The organism is Flindersiella endophytica (genome assembly GCF_054779015.1).
This window is the reverse complement of record NZ_BAAGYY010000024.1, coordinates 1-18,112: the sequence shown is the minus strand read 5'-3', so window position 1 is coordinate 18,112 and position 18,112 is coordinate 1. Positions and strand designations below refer to the sequence as shown.

Sequence of the window (18,112 nt, the reverse complement as noted above, 5' to 3'; positions counted from 1 at the left end):
GTCCGTTTGTTCGTTGTCGCACTCAGGCGTCGTAGCGAGTGGTGTGGTGATTTGTGCTCCGGTGGACGAACGGGGCCAAGCTCGGGAACTCCGGCTGCAGCGGCGGCAGGTGCTCGGACTCCCTCGCGCCGGTGACCCGTAGATCGGCGCAGCTCGGGCACGGCTGTCCGGCACTTGGAGCGGTGCTCGGCAGGCCGCCGCGGAGCCAGAGGCAGACCTCGCCGTCGCTGCCGTCATCGGCGTGCCGGGCTTCGTAGCCGACCTTCCAGCTGTGACCGCAGCCGAGGCACGTGAACAGCCAGACTTCCTTCGTCACATGTGTCATGTGCATTGCCATCACCTGATTCGGACGGTACGCCGCGAGGCTTGAAGTCGAGGTCAGCCGCATACCAAGACATTTCAAAGCTTCGATGATGGTTGGGTCACGTCGAGCGGGCGCGATCGGCTCCGACTATCTCTGTGAGCGGCGATCAGAGGTTCGCCGCGCGGAGAAACAGGAGCGCCCATGACACGTGTGACCGCGCAGATGTCGATCTCGCTGGACGGCTTCTACGCCGGGCCGAAGGACGAGAGCGGCAAGGGACCGGATGGCTGGACGTCCAGCCCGGAATCGCTCGGCTTCTACCGGATCACCCGCTGGGTGACCGACGTCTTCGCCTGGCGGGAACGCCAGGGCATCGTCGGCGGCGAGCACGACGTCAGCTCGGAGCTGGTCGAGGAGTCCTTCGCCTCGGCCGGGGCGTACGTCATGGGCCGCCGGATGGCCGACGGCGGCGAGATCCCGTGGGGCGAGGAGCCGCCGTTCCACGCACCGGTCTTCGTCGTGACCAACCGGCCGAGGAAGCGGCTCGACCGCGAGGGTGGCACTAGTTTCACCTACGTCACAGAGGGTCTCGAGAGCGCCGTGGCGCAGGCGAAGGCCGCGGCCTCGGCCGTCGGTAAGGACGTCGCGGTCGCCGGAGGTGGCAGCCTGCTGGTCCAGGTGATCGAGGCCGGCCTGCTCGACCAGCTCGACCTGCACGTCGCCCCGGTGCTCCTGGGCGACGGCATGCGCTTGTTCGACCCGGCCAGGCTCGGCCTGCCGTACGACGAAGCGATCGAGCTCACGCCGGTGCGCACGATCCAGACCCCGAAGGTCACGCACGTGCGCTACACCGTCAACGGCCGCTCGCGTCTCACCGTTGACAGCCGAGGGCGGGAGGAGCCGGCCGGCTGAGCCGAGGGCGGTGAGCTGTCAGCGCGCCATTCTTGATTGATTCCAGAAAACGTGCCAGACTCGGCCATGTGCCGGCTGCTTCGAACCTCGACCGCGATCGGTTCGCGCGCAAAGCCCATGTTGGCAGCTGCTGCGCCGCGCCGCGGGCAGGTTCGTGAGCACACTCTGATTCTCTGGAAGGAATCCCGTTGTCTGACAGTCCTGACGCCGTTGTCGGCGAGATGAACGACGAGAGTGCGGGCGGGTGCCCCGTGTCCACCGGGCGCCGGAACCACCCGACCGAGGGCGCGGGGAACCGCGACTGGTGGCCGAACCAGCTCAACCTGAAGATCCTGCGCAAGCACTCGCCCGTCGCGAACCCGATGGGTGAGGACTTCGACTACGCCGAGTCGTTCAAGACCGTCGATCTCGACGAGCTGGCGGCCGATGTCGACGCGGTGCTCACGACCTCACAGGACTGGTGGCCGGCCGACTTCGGGCACTACGGCGGCCTGATGATCCGGATGGCCTGGCACAGCGCCGGAACGTACCGCATCGACGACGGCCGCGGGGGTGCCGGCGCCGGTATGCAGCGGTTCGCTCCGCTGAACAGTTGGCCCGACAACGGCAACCTCGACAAGGCGCGCCGGCTGCTGTGGCCTGTCAAGCAGAAGTACGGCCGCCGGATCTCGTGGGCCGACCTGATGATCTTCACCGGCAACCGCGCGCTCGAGACGATGGGCTTCAAGACGTTCGGCTTCGCCGGCGGCCGCGCCGACGTGTGGGAGCCCGACGAGGACGTCTACTGGGGCCCGGAACGCACCTGGCTCGGCGACGAGCGTTACTCCGGCGACCGCGAGCTCGAGGCGCCGCTGGCCGCTGTCCAGATGGGCTTGATCTACGTCAACCCGGAGGGACCGAACGGCAACCCCGACCCACTGGCCTCCGCCCGCGACATCCGCGAGACGTTCCGCCGGATGGCGATGAACGACGAGGAGACCGTCGCGCTGATCGCCGGTGGGCACTCGTTCGGCAAGACTCACGGCGCCGCTCCCGACACGGACTACGTCGGTGCCGAGCCGGAGGGTGCGCCGCTTTCGGAGCAGGGCCTGGGCTGGAAGAACAGCTTCGGCAGCGGCAAGGGCCGCGACGCGATCACGAGCGGCCTCGAGGTCACCTGGACCTCCACGCCGACGCGGTGGGGCAACGGGTTCTTCGACAACCTCTTCAAGTACGAGTGGGAGCTGACCCAGAGCCCGGCCGGCGCCAACCAGTGGGTGGCCAAGGACGGTGCCGGGGCCAACACCATCCCCGACCCGGAGACCGGCGAGCTGACCCGGCCTCCGACAATGCTGACGACGGACCTCGCGCTCCGGTTCGACCCGATCTACGAGCCGATCTCGCGGCGGTTCTACGAGAACCCGGATCAGTTCGCCGACGCGTTCGCGCGTGCCTGGTTCAAGCTGACCCACCGCGACATGGGTCCGATCCAGCGTTACCTCGGGCCGCTGGTCCCGCAGGAGGAGCTGATCTGGCAGGACCGCGTGCCCGCGGTCGACCACGAGCTCGTCGACGACTCCGACGTCGCGGCACTGAAGCAGCAACTCCTCGGCTCGGGCCTGTCGGTGTCTCAACTGGTCACGACGGCGTGGGCCGCGGCCTCCTCGTTCCGGATCAGCGACAAGCGTGGTGGCGCGAACGGTGCACGTATCCGGCTGGAGCCGCAGCGGGGCTGGGAAGTCAACGAGCCCGACGCGCTGTCGCAGGTGCTGCGGACACTCGAGGGCGTCCAGGAGACGTTCAACAGCGCCCAGACCGGCGGCAAGCGGGTCTCACTCGCCGACCTGATCGTGCTGGGCGGGTGCGCGGCGGTCGAGCAGGCGGCCAAGGCCTCCGGCCACGACGTGCAGGTGCCCTTCACGCCGGGTCGTACGGACGCCTCGCAGGACCAGACCGACGCCGACTCGTTCGCCGCGATGGAGCCGGCGGCGGACGGCTTCCGCAACTACCGCGCGAAGAACGGCAACCCGCTGCCGAGCGAGTTCTTGCTGGTCGACAAGGCCAACCTGCTCAACCTCAGCGCACCTGAGATGACCGTCCTGGTGGGCGGCCTGCGCGTGCTGGGCGCCAACTACAAGCAGTCGCAGCAGGGCGTCTTCACCTCCACGCCGCAGTCGCTGACCAACGACTTCTTCGTGAACCTGCTCGACATGCGCACCGAGTGGACCTCCGCCAACGGCGACGGCGAGTCCTACGAAGGCCGCGACCGCGCCACCGGTGAGCTCAAGTGGACCGGCAGCCGCGTCGACCTCCTGTTCGGCTCGAACTCCGAGCTACGCGCCGTCGCCGAGGTCTACGCCTCCGACGACGCCAAGACCAAGTTCGTCGACGACTTCGTGGCCGCCTGGACCAAGGTCGTGAACCTCGACCGCTACGACCTGGCCTGACCCAACCCAACCAAAACCAGACCGAACGGCGCGGCCCTCTGAGAAGAGGACCGCGCCGTTCGGTGTTCCGAGCGCAGTGCGCAGCACAGTCTGATTCCTGGCTTCCCGGAACCTCACCCGTCGGACGCGACATGCTTGCATTTGGCCGGCGCTGCCCAGGGGTGCAAGGCCAAAACCAAAGCAGACCGAAGGCCGGCAGCCTTGCGGCCCTGGGCAGCGCCGGCTAAACCTTCGGTGGCGCGTCCGGCGGGTGAGGGGCCGGGAAGCCCCCGGTTCCGAGCCCTGAGTGTCCGACCCGCCGGAGGCAACCCACAACGGCAAAGCCGCCACGAAACAACCCAAGCCCCGAAGAAACCAACCGCCACCCACCAAGGCACCGGCACAGCAACCAGAGCACCAGCAGACCGTGCGAAAACCCGATTGCGCCGACCAGAAGTGGTCCGTAACGTCCCGTACATCGTGCGCATCCCCCTCGCCCAGTACTGGAACCTGCTCGCCCGATACCTCAAACCCCACCGCCGCCTGCTCGTCCTGCTAGCAGCACTCATCTACGCAGCCGTCGCCGCGCGCCTCCTGACACCATGGTTCGCGGCAAAGTTCCTCGACACCGTCACAACCGTGACGACCACGCCCGCGCCCCTCCGCCACCTGACCCTGCTCGCCACCGCATTCTGCGCCGCCGGCATCGCGGACCAGGCCCTGTCCGTCCTCGCCACGCGAATCGGCGCCGCCATCTCCTGGCAGGCGACCAACGAGCTGCGCACCGATCTGGTCGCCCACTGCCTGCGCCTGGACGAGGACTTCCACCACCGCAACCCACCGGGCACGATGGTCGAGCGGATCGACGGAGACGTACGCCAGCTCAACAACTTCTTCTCACACTTCAGCCTTCGCCTGCTCGCCAACCTGTCGCTCGTCGCCGGCATCCTGGGCGTGACCCTGTGGGTGGACTGGCGCCTCGGCCTGGTGTTCGTCGCCTTCGCAGCCGCCGCGCTGTGGACGTTCGCGAGAATCCGCGGCCTGGCCGCACCACGCTGGGAACGAGCCAGGCAGGCGAGCGCCGACCTCTACGGCGAGGTCGAGGAGCGCTTCGGCGGCCTGCCGGACATCCGGGCCAACGGCGCCGTCGGCTACGTCGAGCGCCGGTTCGCGACAGCGCTGCGCACGATGGTCCGGCGCGAGCGGCAGGCCACCGGTCTCAGCGCCGTGATCGGCTCGGCGACCAATCTCACGATGGTGCTCGGCGGAATCCTCTTGCTGGCAACGGCCGTCGTGCTCTACCGCGCCGGCGCGATCTCGATCGGCACGGTGTTCGCGATGTCGATGTACGTCGCGCTGATCGGCGGGCCGCTGCGCCAGATCCTCCGCGAGCTGGACGACCTGCAGCAGGCGACCGCCGGCATCACCCGCGTACAGGAACTGCTCGGCACCCGCCCGGCGATCGTCTCGGGACCGGGCGCCGACCTCGGGTCGGGCGCGCCGCACATCAGGTTCGACCACGTCTCGTTCGGCTATCCGGCGAGCGCGGGCCGGCCGGCGCTGAGCGACCTCTCGTTCGACCTGCCGCCGGGTGAAGTCCTCGGCCTGGTCGGCCGGACGGGCGCGGGCAAGAGCACGATCGCCCGCCTGCTGGTGCGCCTCTACGACCCCACCGAAGGCCGGATCACGTTCAACGGCGTGGATCTGCGACAGGCGACGCTGTCCCAGCTGCGGGCGCGGATCGGAGTCGTGTCGCAGGACGTCCAGCTGTTCCACGCCACCATCCGGGACAACCTGACGTTGTTCGCGGGCGGAGTGAGCGACCAGAAGCTGGTCGAGCTGCTGTGCGACATCGGGCTCGGTGGCTGGTACGAACGGCAGCCGGACGGGCTCGACACCGTGCTCACGCAGGCGGGCCGCGAGCTGTCGGCCGGCCAGGCCCAGTTGCTGGCCGTGGCCAGGGTGTTCGTCGCGGATCCCGGGCTGGTCATCCTGGACGAGCCGACCTCGCGCCTCGACCCGGCGGCGGAAGCCCTGGTCCAGCAGGCGTTCAACCGGCTCTTCGAACGGCGGACGGGCGTCGTCATCGCGCACCGCCGGCACACGTTGCGGCGGGCAGACACGATCCTCGACCTGGACGCCCGATGCTGAGCAGGCTCTTCACGTACCGGCCGGGCCTGCTGCTCGCCTCCACCCTGCTGTGGACGGCCGGGTTCTGCATGCCGATCCTCACCGGCCTGGTCAACCAGGCCGTCTTCGACGAGCTCCAGCCGGACACCTCGACCGGACGCAGCCTCGGCCTGCTGTTCGCCGCGCTCGTGGTCGTCGCGGTCGCCGAGCCGGTCCTGATGGTGTGCTGGCAGTGGACGCACGTCACGCTGGAGGCCGTCGTCGACGCGCTGGTACGGACGAACCTGTTCGCCTGGATCGTCGCCAGGTCGGGCCGCAACGCCCGGGCGGCGGCCGGCCCGGTCACCGCGCTCGGCAACCTGCGCGACGACGTTCCCGGCTACACCGGGCTCGTCAACGAGTGGTACCGCATCGTCGGCGAGGCCGCGTTCGTCGTGGTCGCGCTCGTCATCCTGATCCGGATCGATCCGCTGGTGACGCTCGTGACGTTCGTTCCTCTCTGCGCCGTGGTCGCGGGCACACACTGGATGCGTTCCCGCCTGCCGCGCCTTTGGGGACAGGCCCGCGACGCGACCAACGACGTGACGACGCTGGTCGCCGACACGTTCGCGGGCGTGCAGACGGTGAAGGCGGCAGGTGCCGAGGCGGCGGTCGCTTGCAGGCTGGCGGAGGTCAACAACGTTCGCATGCACGCCGAGATTCGCAGCCTGGTCGCCGGCGCCCGCATCGACGCGGTCAGCCAGGCCGCGATCCTGACCGGGCAGGGCCTGGTGCTGCTCGTCGGCGCCGGGGCGATGCTCGCCGGGCGCTTCACGATCGGCGACTTCGTGGTCTTCGGGATCTACCTCGACTGGATGCTGGAGCTGCCCCGCCGTGTCGGCCGGTTGCTCAGCCAGCGCAGGACCAGCCGGCAGTCGCTCGTCCGCCTGCAGGACACGATGAACGACGGCACGCCGGTCACCACGCTGGCCCGCCACCGGCCGTTCCATCCTCGCGAGCCCGCCGAGCCGGCGGGCGATCGTCCAGGCGGCGACGCGGACGAGCCCGGTGAGCGGCTGGAGGAGCTCGAGCTCGACGGCATCTCGTACACGCACGAGAGCTCCGGCCAGGGCATCTCGAACGTCAGCCTGCGTTTGCGTCGTGGCACGATCACGGTCGTCGCCGGCGGCGTGGGAGCGGGCAAGTCCACGCTGCTCGAGGTCCTGCTGGGCCTGCGCGCCGCGGCCGCGGGCCGGATCCGCTGGAACGGCGAGATGGTGGACGAGCCGGCAGACTTCATGCGCCCGCCCAGGGTCGCGTACAAGCCGCAGGCGCCGAGGCTGTTCAGCGACACCTTGCGGGAGAACGTGCTGCTGGGCCTGCGGGCGGACGACGCCCGGCTGACGGCGGCTCTCCGCGACGCGGCATTGACGTACGACCTCCGGCACCTCGGCGACGGCCTCGACACCCTCGTCGGAGGCAGGGGAGTGCGGTTGTCCGGCGGCCAGCAGCAACGGGCGGCTGCCGCGCGCATGTTGTACCGGCAGGCCGAGCTGTATGTCATCGACGACTTGTCCAGTGCTCTGGACGACCGGACCGAGAACGAGATCTGGCAGCGGCTCTCCGCGGCCCGCCGAGCGGGCGCGACGTTCGTGGTCGTGTCACACCACCCGGCCGCGCTGAAGCACGCCGACCAGGTGGTGCGACTCGAGGCCGGCCGGTTGACGAACATGCGATAGCCGGGGCTGATCGGCCCTAAGCTGTCGGCCATGTCGACCAGCGAGCTGGGCAGGGCAAGCGCGTTCACGACGTTCGTACGTTGCTGTGTGGCCGTCGCGGCAACTCCGTGGCGGTTGGCGCGGCCTCGCCGGCTCGACCCCGGCGTGCTCGCCCGGATCCGCGACGCCTGCGTACCGGCTCCGCCCGCGCAGGCGACGGTCCGGCTCGTGGCGCTGACGCAGGCTCTCCAGACCGCGCCCACGGCCGCCGTCGCGGAAGGCGCGTTCCGGCCGCGTCGGCTGGAGCTGGGCATGACCACGTTCCTGGTCGAGCATCCTCAGGCTCGCTTCCTCGTCGACCCCTCGATGTGCGCCGACGTCCACGGGGTCGTGCTGCCGCAGCTGCCCGCCCCGATGCGTTCGTTCGTCGCGCCGGACCGGCCGGTCACCGGGCTCCCCGACATCCTCGCGCGGGAAGGCCTCACGGGCGCCGACCTCGACTTCGCGTTGCCCACGCATCTGCACTGGGACCACGTGTCCGGACTGCTCGAGCTTCCGGCGGAACTGGCCGTCCAGGTGCCTGCCATCGAGCTGCGGTGGGCGCTGGAGGGGCCGGTCGCGCCGCTCGGTGTCGCCCGCTCACCGCTGCTGGGCCGCACGTGCACGCCGCTGGAACTGGACGGGCCGCCGGTGCTGACGTTCGAGCGCAGCCACGACCTGTTCGGCGACGGTTCGGTCGTACTTCTGGACCTCGCCGGGCACACGCCGGGCAGCCTCGGCGTCCTCCTCGCAGTGGACGACGGCAGCCGCGTATTGCTGGCAGGCGACGCCGTCTGGCACGGCCTGCAGGTCGAGCTGGGCCGGGAGAAAGCCCCGTTCCCCGGCCGCCTCATCGACGCCGACCGCGACGCCGCCTTCACGACAGTGCACCGCCTGCACGCCCTGCCACCCGACATCGAGGTCGTCGCCAGCCACGACCGCGCAGCCGCCGCAAAACACTGGCCGAAGCCCCGCTGACCGCTAGACGATCTGTTCCAAGGGGTCGCCTGACGCGCGACGCCTGGCATCCGCGCTGGCTGTGTTGTCGTCGATCGTCGGAGGCCCCCTCCTGGCTCCTCCTCCGGGTGTGCCCACCCCCATGAACGGCGCCGTGCGCCGCGCGCCTGACCGGCGACCCCTTGGAACAGATCGTCTAGCCCGTCGTGCGGGGGCGGACGGAGTCGCGGACGGCGAGGTGGGTGGCGAGCCCGCGGCGAAGCGCTGGCCGGACTCCGCTGGTGGTGACTGACCTTGGCCGGCGCTGTGGCTGGCCTGAGCGCGGATGGCGAAGTTAGTGACGAGCAGGCGGGCGAAGGGCCGGCCGGCGCCGGCAGCTGCGGCTGGCCGCTGTCCTGTGGCCCGCAGTCTGGGCCGGTCGCGGGTGGCGAGGTGGGTGGCGAGCACGGCCTGGACTGCGACCGGGTTGGTGGTCGCGGTCGTCGCCAGCCATGATCGGCTGCTGCGGCGAAGTGCTGGCGGGACTCCGCTGGTGGCGGCCGACCGCTTTGCCGGCGCGCGTGGCCGGGCCGAGTCGCGGATGACGAGGTGGCGGCACGTTCGCGGCGAAGTGCCGGGCAGCTTCCGACAGCAGCGGCTGACCGCTAGCCAATCGCACGGGGTCGAACCGAGTCGCGGATGACGAGGTGGGTGCCGAGGACGCGGTGGATCGACGTCTGGTCGTGGTCGCGGGTGTCGCGTTGGTGGAGGGCGAGGCGCACGGCGGTTCGGCCGAGTTCCTCGTACGGGATGTGGACGCTGGTCAGCCCCAGGTCGCCGGCTACGGCGAGGTCGTCGTAGCCGACCATCGACAGGTCGTCGGGGATCCGCAGCCCAACCTCGCGCAGTGCGTGCCGCGCGCCCACCGCCACCGGGTCGTCGCCGGCGAGGATGGCGGTGAAGTCCGGCGGCTCCTCGCGGGCCAGTCGTTCGCGCATCATCCGGTAGCCCGACGGCCGGGAGAACTCGCCCTCCACGACCAGTGACTCGTCGTAGGCGACGCCATGGTCGGCGAGCCCGCGCCGATATCCCTCCAGCCGCGCCGAGGCCGCCGTGTGCCCGGGCCTGGCGCCGAGATAGAGGATCCGCCGGTGGCCGTGCGAGAGCAGGTAGTTGGTCGCCGCCTGCGCACCGCCGGCGTTGTCGTACTCGACGGTGATCGCGGGTACGTCCGGGCCGAGCGGCGGCCGCCCGACCAGCACGAGCCGGGAGCCGGCGGCGGCCAGCGCGTGTGCGTGCTGCCGCATCCGGGTGTCGTACTCAGGATCGAGTGGAACGCCGCCGACCAGGATCACCGCGTCGGCGCGTTGCTCGCGCATCAGCCGGATCACGGCGAGCTCGCGATCAGGGTCGTACGACGTGTTGCTCAGGAGGCAGATCCGGCCCTCGTCGACGCACTGCTCGTCGATGCCCTGCGCGACGTACGATCCGAAGTCGTTGCCGCCGACCAGCGGAACGAGCACCGCGATCAGCTTCGTCCCGCCCCCGGCCAGCGCCCTGGCCTGGGCGTTCGCCACGTAGTCGAGCTCCTCGACCGCCTGCATCACACGCGCCCGCGTCGCCGCCGCGGCGGGGTAGCTGCCGCCCAGCACGCGGGAGACGGTCGAGATCGACACGCCGGCCCGCTCCGCGACGTCGCGAAGCGTGGCACCCCCTTCGGCGGTGAGCTTCGCGCGATCAGCCATCCGGCCAGCCTAGCAACGCCGGTCGCAAGCGCTTGCCATCTCGACAACCACCAGACCACACATCGGACGCAGGAGAGCTGTCCGGTTCCTGCCAAAGCAACGCTTGCCCACGCTCTTGACGACAGGTAGCAAGCGCTTTAACTTCCGTTTCATATAGGATATTGCCTTGCGAGGCCCGCATCCCCGAGGTGATCGACCGTGATCTCCGCTCACCGTCCCCGCGTCCTGGCCGCCCTCCTCGCCACGAGTGCGCTGGTCGCAGGCGCGCTCGCTACCTTCGCCGGTGCCGGCACCGCACTCGGCGCCGACGAGGAGGCGTTCCTCACTCCCGAGCAGATGCTGACCGAGACCAGCGCCGGGATCTACGCGCCGATCCGCCAGACCGGCGGCATCGACCTGGCGGGCGACTTCGGCCAGTGGGAGCAGTACACCGGCATCGCGCTGCCGGCCAAGGACAGCCAGAACAAGGTGAACGGCTGGACCGGCCCTGCGGACCTGTCGGCGAAGGCGTACTTCGCGCACGACGCCGCCAACTTCTACCTCGGCGTCCAGGTCACCGACGACACTCACCACCCACTGCCCGGCGGCAACAACTGGCAGGGCGACGGCATCCAGTTCGCCTTCGGGGACACGGCGTTCGGTTCGTTCCGCACGGAGTACGGCGTCGCGCTCGGCGACGACGGGCAGCCCGACATCGCCCGCTACTCCGACGGCCAGGCCAGCGATCCGCCGAGCGCGATCCAGATGAGCCTCCGCCAGGACGGCAACGTGACGACGTACGCGCTGCGGATCCCCTGGACCGCCGCCATGCAGGGGGCGCCCGCGGCCGGGCAGCTGGTGCCGTTCACGCTGCTGGTCAACGACAACGACGGCAGCGGCCGCGACGGCTACATCGAGTGGACCCGCGGCATCGGCGACACCAAGGACATCGGGCTGTTCGCGCGCACCGAGCGCCTGGCCGCGAGCGACACCTGGACGGCCTGGCTCGCCGGACCGGCTCAGGTCGACGCCGGGACGTCGGCCCAGTTGACGCTGCTGGTGCCGAACTACGCCGACACAAGCCTGCCCGTGACGATCGACATCCCTGCCGCGGGAGTGGCTGGCGAGCAGGTCACCGTTCCGGCGAACCAGGCACTGCGCAAGACGTTCACGGTCACCGTCGCCGAGACCACCGACATCCGCGCGACGATCGCCGCCGGCGGCCGGACCCGTGAGCTCACTCAGCACGTCGTCGCGCTGAAGACGGCGGAGGAGCTGCGCGCGATGTTCGACCAGCTCGAGAACACCGCGCTGCCTCGCCTGCGGGGCAAGCTGGCAGCCGCGCACGACAAGGGGATCGCCACCGACTACGAGACGGTCGACGCCGCCACGATCGAGGAGTTCGTACCGCACGGCCGCGACGACATCGACCACAGCCGGCTGGACCGCGCGGAATACATCGCCGACAGTCTCCAGACGCTCGACCAGCAAGCCGAAACGGCGCTCGACGCCTACCTCGACGGCAGCCGCAAGCCGCTGCGCGCACCGCGGTACGTGACCGGCAAGGCGAAGCCGCAGGGCTACTCCATGCTCGGCACCACGACCTCCGGTGAGAACCAGCCGATCCTGTTCACCGGCTACGGCATGTTCGACCGGGTACGCCGCGATGTCGCGAAGTTCCCGAAGCTCGGCACCAACCTGGTCGACTACAACTTCGGTCCGGTCAGCGTCATCAAGCCGCCCGTGCCGATCGCCAACTGGTACACCTGGACGGGCGGCAGCGCGACGTTCACCGCCGACACCGCGAGCCCGCACGCCGGCTCGTACGCCTTCAAGTTCGCCAACGTCTCCGGCCCCGGCTACGCCACGCAGAGCGTGCCCGTGACGCCGAACCAGACGTACACCTTCTCCGCCTGGGTGAAGGGCGAGGGCCTCGAAGGCGCGACGATCGTGTCGAAGAACTGGGGCTTCGTGTACGGCCTGCCGACCGGCACGTACGACTGGCAGCACGTCACGTTCGAGGTGCCCGCGGGCTCCGACAGCAGCCTGGAGTTCCTGGTCTTCACCGAGAAGCCGGGCACGCTGTGGCTCGACGACGCGTCGATAACGGCTCCCGGCTCGACGACGAACCTCCTGAAGAACGGCGACTTCGAGGCCGGCCTGTCCGACGAGCCGTTCTCCGTCGACAAATCCGAGATCGAGAACGTGCTGCTGCCGATGCTCGAGGAGGCGGAGGAGAACAACGTCGCCGTCAACCTCGACCTGTCGCCGCACTACTGGCCGAGCTGGACGTTCGACACGTGGCCGGACCTGCGCAACCCCGACAACCTGTTCGCCAACACCTTCGACATCGAGCACCCGATGACGAAACAGATCGTCGATGCATTCCTCGACGCGGTGATCCCCGCCGTCAAGGACTCGCCCGCACTGCAGTCGGTCACGCTCACCAGCGAGCCGATCTACGTCAAGAACAACGGCGCCTATCACCGGCAGGCCTGGCACGACTGGCTGGCGAAGGAGTTCGACAGCGTCGCCCAGCTGAACGCGCGCTACGACACGTCGTACGACAGCATCGCCGACGTGCCGGTGCCGAACGTCGACGACGCGACCGGAAACGCCTTGTCCTACGACTACCTGACGTTCAAGAGCGGCCGGTTCCAGGCATACCACCAGGCGCTCGCGGACCGGATCCACACCTGGGCGCCCGACCTGCCCACGCACGCCAAGATCATGGGCTGGGGTGCCCGCAACCGTAGCCCGTTGCTGACCTGGGGCATCGATGTCGAGGACTTCTCCAACACCACGGAGATCAGCGGTAACGACTCGGGTAACGCACAGGAGTCCGGCCCCGCAGGCTACCTCGACTACCTGATGTTGTACGACCAGCAGGCCTCGTTCGCCAAGCAGCCGGTCTTCAACTCCGAGGACCACGTCATCACCGATGGCGATGAACGGTACATCCCGGAGATCGCCACCTCGGCCGGCAACGGCCTGTGGGCCGGCGCGCTGCACGGGCGCACGCTGTCGTCGCTGTGGGTCTGGGACCGGTCGTACGACACGGTGAACCAGGGCTACCTGATGGGCAGCATCCTCAACCGCCCGGACGCCGTGTCGAACGTGGGCCGCGTGAGCCTCGATCTCAACCGGCTGGCCAAGCAGGTCACGGCGTTCCAGAACGCGCCCGCCTCGGTGGCCGTGCTCTACGGCTTCACGCCGAACCTCTACTCCGGCAGCTATCTGAGCGCCATGCGGCAGAGCTATGGAGCGCTGAGCTACACCGGGCAGAAGGTCGGCTTCGTGACCGAGGACCAGATCGGCAGGCGTGGGCTGGACAAGTACAAGCTGCTCGTGCTGCCCGAGGTCACCAACCTGTCGACCTCGACGCTGGCCGCGATCCGTGACTGGGAACGCGACGGCGGCCGCGTCGTGACGATCGGCGGTACCGCACAGCTGCTGACGGGCGACGAGTACGACCGCGCGCAGCCGGCGGCGCTGCGTGGTGCCGTGCTGAACCACCCGCGAACCGTCAAGCTGGCAAGCAATCCGAGCGAGTCCGAGCTCAGAGAGGTCTGCTTCGATCAGTTACACCGCCTGCACCTCGACGGCGTGATCGTCGTCGACGCCGCGACCGGCGAGCCGGCGACCAACGTCGAGTGGCGGATGGCGACGCAGGGGCGACAGCGCCTGCTGAGCCTGATCAACTTCGGCGAGGACGCCAAGCAGGTCTACGTCACGGTGGACGGCCGCCGCGTCACGCCCAGGCAGGAACTCATCTCCACAACGTCTCCTGGCTCGTCCACGCTCGCAGTCGACGGACTCGGGCACTACCTCTACGTCCTCCCGTAGGTCAGGGAACGTAGCCCAAGCACGGGGCCCAGCCACCGTAGGAGCAGCATCATGCCGATTTCAAAGATCCCGAGAATCCTCATCGCCGTGCCGACGTTAGCGATCGGCATGCTCGCCGCGGCGCCGGCAGCCAACGCCGCCGGCACCACCTACTACGTCAGCGCCGCCGGCAACGACGGCAACAGCGGGACGAGCACGTCCGCCCCGTGGCAGTCACTGTCGAAGATCAACAGCACGACGTTCGCGCCCGGAGACCAGATCCGGTTGCGATCCGGCGACACCTGGTCGGGCGGCATCGTGCTCACCGAGTCCGGAGCCGCCGGCGCGCCGATCACGCTCGGCGCGTACGGCACGGGCAACAAGCCGCTGATCAACGGCGGCGGCGTCGACGCGACAGTTCACCTCAACGGCGCGAGCTACGTCACGGTCGACGGCCTGGCGGTCACCAACCACGACGGCGCCGACGTATACGACGGTGCGGAAGGCAACCGCGCCGGCATCAAGCTCTCGAACGCCACCAGCGAGATCCGCCTCGCGAACAACGAGATCTACTACATCGAGGGCTTCAGCAACAACTCGAGCATCGGCTCGCCGCGCGGCACCACGCTGCCGCCCGACCAGAACAACCTCTACACCAACGGCGCGATCTACCAGTACGGCTCGGGATCCAACGTCACGGTCGAGAACAACTACAGCCACGACAACACCAACAACGGCATGCTGTTCACGACGATCGGCTCCGGGCTCGTCATCCGTAACAACACCGTGAACAACGTCGGCGCGGACGGCATCGAGTACTGGAACACCACCTCGCCGATCGTCGAGCACAACTCCGTCATCGACGTCGGCAACAACAGCGGCACCGCGACGCCGGGACCGGGTGAGATCGGCGCCAACGGCGCGGCGGTCGCGGGGATCTGGGGCATCAACCACACCGGCCAGGTGGCGCAGTTCAACTACGCCGCCGAAACCCACCGCATCCTGTGGGACGGGCAGGCGTGGGACTTCGACCTCGGAACCTCCGGCGGTGTCTATCAGTACAACTTCAGCCGGGACAACGAAGGCGGCTTCACGCTGGGCGGCGGCCCGGGCCAGGTCTACCGCTACAACATCAGCTACAACGACGGCGGCGACCAGCTGTACGCGGACCAGGGTTTCATCAACGCCAACTCGGAGTTCTACAACAACGTCTTCTACCAGAACAACGGCAAGGGCTTCGGCATCGCCAAGCTGACCGACGCCCGGTTCACCAACAACATCTTCCACACCAACGCCACCTCCGCCACGTCGTACGCGAAGAGCGGTGTGACGTTCACCAACAACTGCTTCAGCGGCACGCAGAACGCCGTCAACCCGGGCACGAACGCCGTGATCGGTGACGCGAAGTTCGTCAGTCCCGGTTCGGTCGGGACGAACATCGACGCGGTGGCCGGCATGAAGCTGCAGCCCGACTCGCCCTGCGTCAACGCGGGCGTGGCGGTCTCGGGCAACGGCGGGCGCGACTACTGGGGCAACCCGCTGTACGACGGGCTGCCGGACATCGGGGCGTACGAGCACACGCCGGCGACGCTGGACGACGCGCACAGTGGTTCGTGGGCGCTGCGGCAGGCCAGCACCGGCACACCGTCGATGACCGGCTCGTTCCAGACCGTCGACGTGGCAGCCGGCCAGACCTACTCCTTCAGCGCCTGGGTGAAGGGCGCCGGCCAGCAGGGCAAACTGGTCGTCTACGACGGTTCGTGGTCGGTGATCGCGGAGTCGGCGCCGCACACGTCCAGCGGTACGTGGACAAAGGTGAGCACGCCGGCCTTCAACACCGGCAACCGGTCGACGCTGATCGTGCAGTTCATCGATCTCGGGACGACCGCCGGGACGACGTATCTCGACGACGCCTTCCTCGGTGTGTCCGGGGGCGTGAACCAGCTGGCCGATGCCGGCTTCGAGAACGGCGGCACCGGCTGGAACGCCGGTGCGCCGTTCAGCGCCCAGCACCTGGTCACGGCGCACGGCGGGTCGTGGGCGTTGCGGCAGCTCAACAGCGGCACGGCGACCATGACCGGCTCGTTCCAGTCCGTCGCCGTGGACTCGAACAGCACGTACACGTTCAGCGCCTGGGTGCGCGGCGCCGGGCAGCAGGGCAAGCTCGTCGTCTACAACAGCTCGTGGTCGGTGATCGCCGAGTCGGCGCCCCACACCTCGAACGGGACGTGGACGCAGGTGGCCACGCCGGCGTTCAACACCGGCGGCAACACGTCGTTGAACGTGCAGTTCATCGACCTCGGAACGACCGCGGGCGCGACGTACCTCGACGACGTGTTCCTCGGCTCGTCCGGTGGGGCCAACAAGCTGGCCAACCCGGGCTTCGAGAGCGGAGCCGCGGGCTGGTTCGCGGGCTCGCCGTTCGTCGTCGACCAGCTGTGAGCCCGACGTGCGAGTGAGGTTGGCTGTCGCGCTGGGGTCGGGAGTGCTGGCCGTGCTGGTCGTGGCCGGCACCGCCGGCCTCCTGATCCCGCGCCTGCTACCCCGTGACGCTGGAGTCGCCGCCGGCACGGACCGTTTCGAGGTGGTCGCGACCGTCGACGGCGAGCCGATCGTCTACGGCGAGCTGCGGAGTCGGACGCCGGCGGCGCTGGAGCAGAGCGTGCGCGCGAAGCTCCAGCAGATCGAGGCCCGGCGGCAGGGGCTGACCGGCGACATCGGCTACCGGGCGGCGCTCGCCGAGCTGGAGCGCGTCAACCGGGCGCGCTCGGCGAAGGTACGAAACGGCGGCGTCGTCTACGGGCCGGTCACCTACGACGAGACGCGGTTCCTCGACGAGCGCCTACGGCAGCTGCGCGACGGCTTGCGGGCGCGGCTGACGGTCTCGGACGCGGAGGTCGCGCGCTACTACGCCGACAACAAGCAGCGGTTCTCACTCGGCGACTCCCGGAAGGTGATCGGCATCTCGGCCGGGACGCAGGACGGCGTGAGCCGGCTGGCCGAGCTCGAACGGCGGCTGGCGGCGGGCGAGTCGTTCGACACCGTCTACGCCGAGCTGCGGCATGCCGGTGCCGGCGGCCTGACGGTGGAGGAGCGGAGCTTCGACTACCGGACGTTCCGCAAGGACTCGATCACCAGCCCGGTCCTGCTGCGCGCGGTGGACGAGCTCGACGCCGGCCAGGTGACGGGCGTCGTGGCGGACGCTCGTTCGGCCGGCATCTACAAGTGCGTGGCGAGGCGGTCGCTGGGCTACGCGCCGCTCGAGCAGGTCAGGCCCGGCATCGTCGACGACCTGCGAGCACGGAAGTACGACGCACTGGTCGGGCGGTGGCGGGCGGACGCGGAAGTCGAGGTCACCCCGGCGGGCGCCACTCTAGGCTTGTCGGCTGATGGAGCTGCCGGCTGATCCCAAGGACTACGTGCGCCGGGCGTACGACCAGATCTCGTACCTCTACCGCGCCGACGACGCGGCCGTCGGGAAGTACGAGCCGTGGCTCGCCGGCCTGCAGGCGCGGCTGCCCGCCAGGGCCGACGTGCTCGACCTCGGCTGCGGCTGTGGCATACCCGTGTCTCGCGAGCTGGCCCGCGCCGGGCACACGGTGACCGGTGTCGACCTGAGCGCGGTCCAGGTCGAGCGGGCCCGCGCGCTGGTGCCGAACGCGCGGTTCGTCCGCGCCGACGCCGGGACGGTCGAGTTCGCCGCCGGATCGTTCGACGCGGTGGCCTGCCTCTACCTGCTGATCCACCTGCCACCGGAGGAGCAGCCGCGGCTGCTCCGGCGGATCGCCGGATGGGTGCGGCCGGGCGGCTGGCTGGTGGCGCTGACCGGCTACCACGCCTGGACGGGGTACGAGCCGGGCTGGCTCGGCGGCCAGGCCACGATGTGGTGGTGCAACGCGGGCGCCGGCACCTACCGCCGGTGGATCCGCGCGGCGGGCTTGGACCTCGTCGACGAGGAGGACGTCACCGTAGGCCGTAGCGGCCTGGCCGTGTTCTGGGCCAGGCGCCCTGAGCAGCTCTGAGAGAGCCGGACAGACCTAGGCCGTGTTTCGAAGTCGGGCGTGTCGTGATCGTCGACAAGTGAGGTCTCCGGTAGAGGGGTTCATCGACCAAGACGAACCTCATACGCGGAGACCTCGT

The 18,112-nt window shown here is 69.4% G+C and carries 11 protein-coding genes; 9 read left to right on the top strand and 2 right to left on the bottom strand.

Features of this window, described 5'->3' with window-relative positions; genetic code table 11:
• Nucleotides 1-22 precede the first annotated feature (22 nt).
• Nucleotides 23-331: a hypothetical protein gene (locus ACYVF6_RS27950; RefSeq protein ID WP_460525570.1), complete on the bottom strand. Its 309-nt coding sequence runs from the start codon at nucleotides 329-331 to the stop codon at nucleotides 23-25.
• Between the two features lie 174 nt (nucleotides 332-505).
• Here ACYVF6_RS27950 and ACYVF6_RS27945 point away from each other — a divergent pair, with 174 nt between their 5' ends.
• The 5 genes from ACYVF6_RS27945 (at nucleotide 506) to ACYVF6_RS27925 (ending at nucleotide 8,465) form a co-directional block, all read left to right on the top strand.
• The gene (locus ACYVF6_RS27945) at nucleotides 506-1,216 is read left to right on the top strand and encodes a dihydrofolate reductase family protein (protein ID WP_460525569.1); all 711 of its coding nucleotides are present in this window, start codon (nucleotides 506-508) and stop codon (nucleotides 1,214-1,216) included.
• A 221-nt stretch (nucleotides 1,217-1,437) separates the two neighbouring features.
• The gene (gene katG, locus ACYVF6_RS27940; protein WP_460526568.1) at nucleotides 1,438-3,642 is read left to right on the top strand and encodes a catalase/peroxidase HPI; all 2,205 of its coding nucleotides are present in this window, start codon (nucleotides 1,438-1,440) and stop codon (nucleotides 3,640-3,642) included.
• Nucleotides 3,643-4,101: 459 nt separating this feature from the next.
• Nucleotides 4,102-5,772, top strand: a complete 1,671-nt coding sequence (locus tag ACYVF6_RS27935; RefSeq protein WP_460525568.1) for an ABC transporter ATP-binding protein — start codon at nucleotides 4,102-4,104, stop codon at nucleotides 5,770-5,772.
• The gene (locus tag ACYVF6_RS27930) at nucleotides 5,766-7,469 is read left to right on the top strand and encodes an ABC transporter ATP-binding protein (RefSeq protein WP_460525567.1); all 1,704 of its coding nucleotides are present in this window, start codon (nucleotides 5,766-5,768) and stop codon (nucleotides 7,467-7,469) included. Before ACYVF6_RS27935 ends, ACYVF6_RS27930 begins: the two co-directional genes overlap by 7 nt.
• A 30-nt stretch (nucleotides 7,470-7,499) precedes the next feature.
• The gene (locus ACYVF6_RS27925) at nucleotides 7,500-8,465 is read left to right on the top strand and encodes an MBL fold metallo-hydrolase (protein ID WP_460525566.1); all 966 of its coding nucleotides are present in this window, start codon (nucleotides 7,500-7,502) and stop codon (nucleotides 8,463-8,465) included.
• Nucleotides 8,466-9,088: 623 nt separating this feature from the next.
• Here ACYVF6_RS27925 and ACYVF6_RS27920 read toward each other — a convergent pair.
• A complete protein-coding gene (locus ACYVF6_RS27920; protein WP_460525565.1) occupies nucleotides 9,089-10,168 on the bottom strand; it encodes a LacI family DNA-binding transcriptional regulator in 1,080 nt (359 codons plus the stop codon).
• Between the two features lie 198 nt (nucleotides 10,169-10,366).
• Between ACYVF6_RS27920 and ACYVF6_RS27915 the strand changes: the two genes are divergently transcribed.
• The 4 genes from ACYVF6_RS27915 to ACYVF6_RS27900 are packed head-to-tail and all read left to right on the top strand — an operon-like array spanning nucleotide 10,367 to nucleotide 17,994.
• Nucleotides 10,367-13,993, top strand: coding sequence for a sugar-binding protein (locus ACYVF6_RS27915; RefSeq protein ID WP_460525564.1), 3,627 nt, complete (start codon nucleotides 10,367-10,369; stop codon nucleotides 13,991-13,993).
• Nucleotides 13,994-14,044: 51 nt separating this feature from the next.
• Nucleotides 14,045-16,414 carry a right-handed parallel beta-helix repeat-containing protein gene (locus ACYVF6_RS27910; protein ID WP_460525563.1) on the top strand — a complete coding sequence of 790 codons (2,370 nt, stop codon included), beginning with the start codon at nucleotides 14,045-14,047 and terminating at the stop codon, nucleotides 16,412-16,414.
• A gap of 7 nt (nucleotides 16,415-16,421) precedes the next feature.
• Nucleotides 16,422-17,378, top strand: a complete 957-nt coding sequence (locus ACYVF6_RS27905) for a peptidyl-prolyl cis-trans isomerase (RefSeq protein WP_460525562.1) — start codon at nucleotides 16,422-16,424, stop codon at nucleotides 17,376-17,378.
• A complete protein-coding gene (locus ACYVF6_RS27900) occupies nucleotides 17,362-17,994 on the top strand; it encodes a class I SAM-dependent methyltransferase (RefSeq protein WP_460525561.1) in 633 nt (210 codons plus the stop codon). The genes ACYVF6_RS27905 and ACYVF6_RS27900 overlap by 17 nt, the downstream gene beginning before the upstream one ends.
• Nucleotides 17,995-18,112: the final 118 nt, after the last annotated feature.

Excerpts from the sequence above, each read along its gene's own strand:
- ACYVF6_RS27950 (WP_460525570.1), bottom strand. The coding sequence starts at position 331 with ATGCACATGACACATGTGACGAAGGAAGTCTGGCTGTTCACGTGCCTC.
- ACYVF6_RS27945 (WP_460525569.1), top strand. The coding sequence starts at position 506 with ATGACACGTGTGACCGCGCAGATGTCGATCTCGCTGGACGGCTTCTAC.
- katG (WP_460526568.1), top strand. The coding sequence starts at position 1,438 with ATGAACGACGAGAGTGCGGGCGGGTGCCCCGTGTCCACCGGGCGCCGG.
- ACYVF6_RS27930 (WP_460525567.1), top strand. The coding sequence starts at position 5,766 with ATGCTGAGCAGGCTCTTCACGTACCGGCCGGGCCTGCTGCTCGCCTCC.
- ACYVF6_RS27925 (WP_460525566.1), top strand. The coding sequence starts at position 7,500 with ATGTCGACCAGCGAGCTGGGCAGGGCAAGCGCGTTCACGACGTTCGTA.
- ACYVF6_RS27920 (WP_460525565.1), bottom strand. The coding sequence starts at position 10,168 with ATGGCTGATCGCGCGAAGCTCACCGCCGAAGGGGGTGCCACGCTTCGC.
- ACYVF6_RS27910 (WP_460525563.1), top strand. The coding sequence starts at position 14,045 with ATGCCGATTTCAAAGATCCCGAGAATCCTCATCGCCGTGCCGACGTTA.
- ACYVF6_RS27900 (WP_460525561.1), top strand. The coding sequence starts at position 17,362 with ATGGAGCTGCCGGCTGATCCCAAGGACTACGTGCGCCGGGCGTACGAC.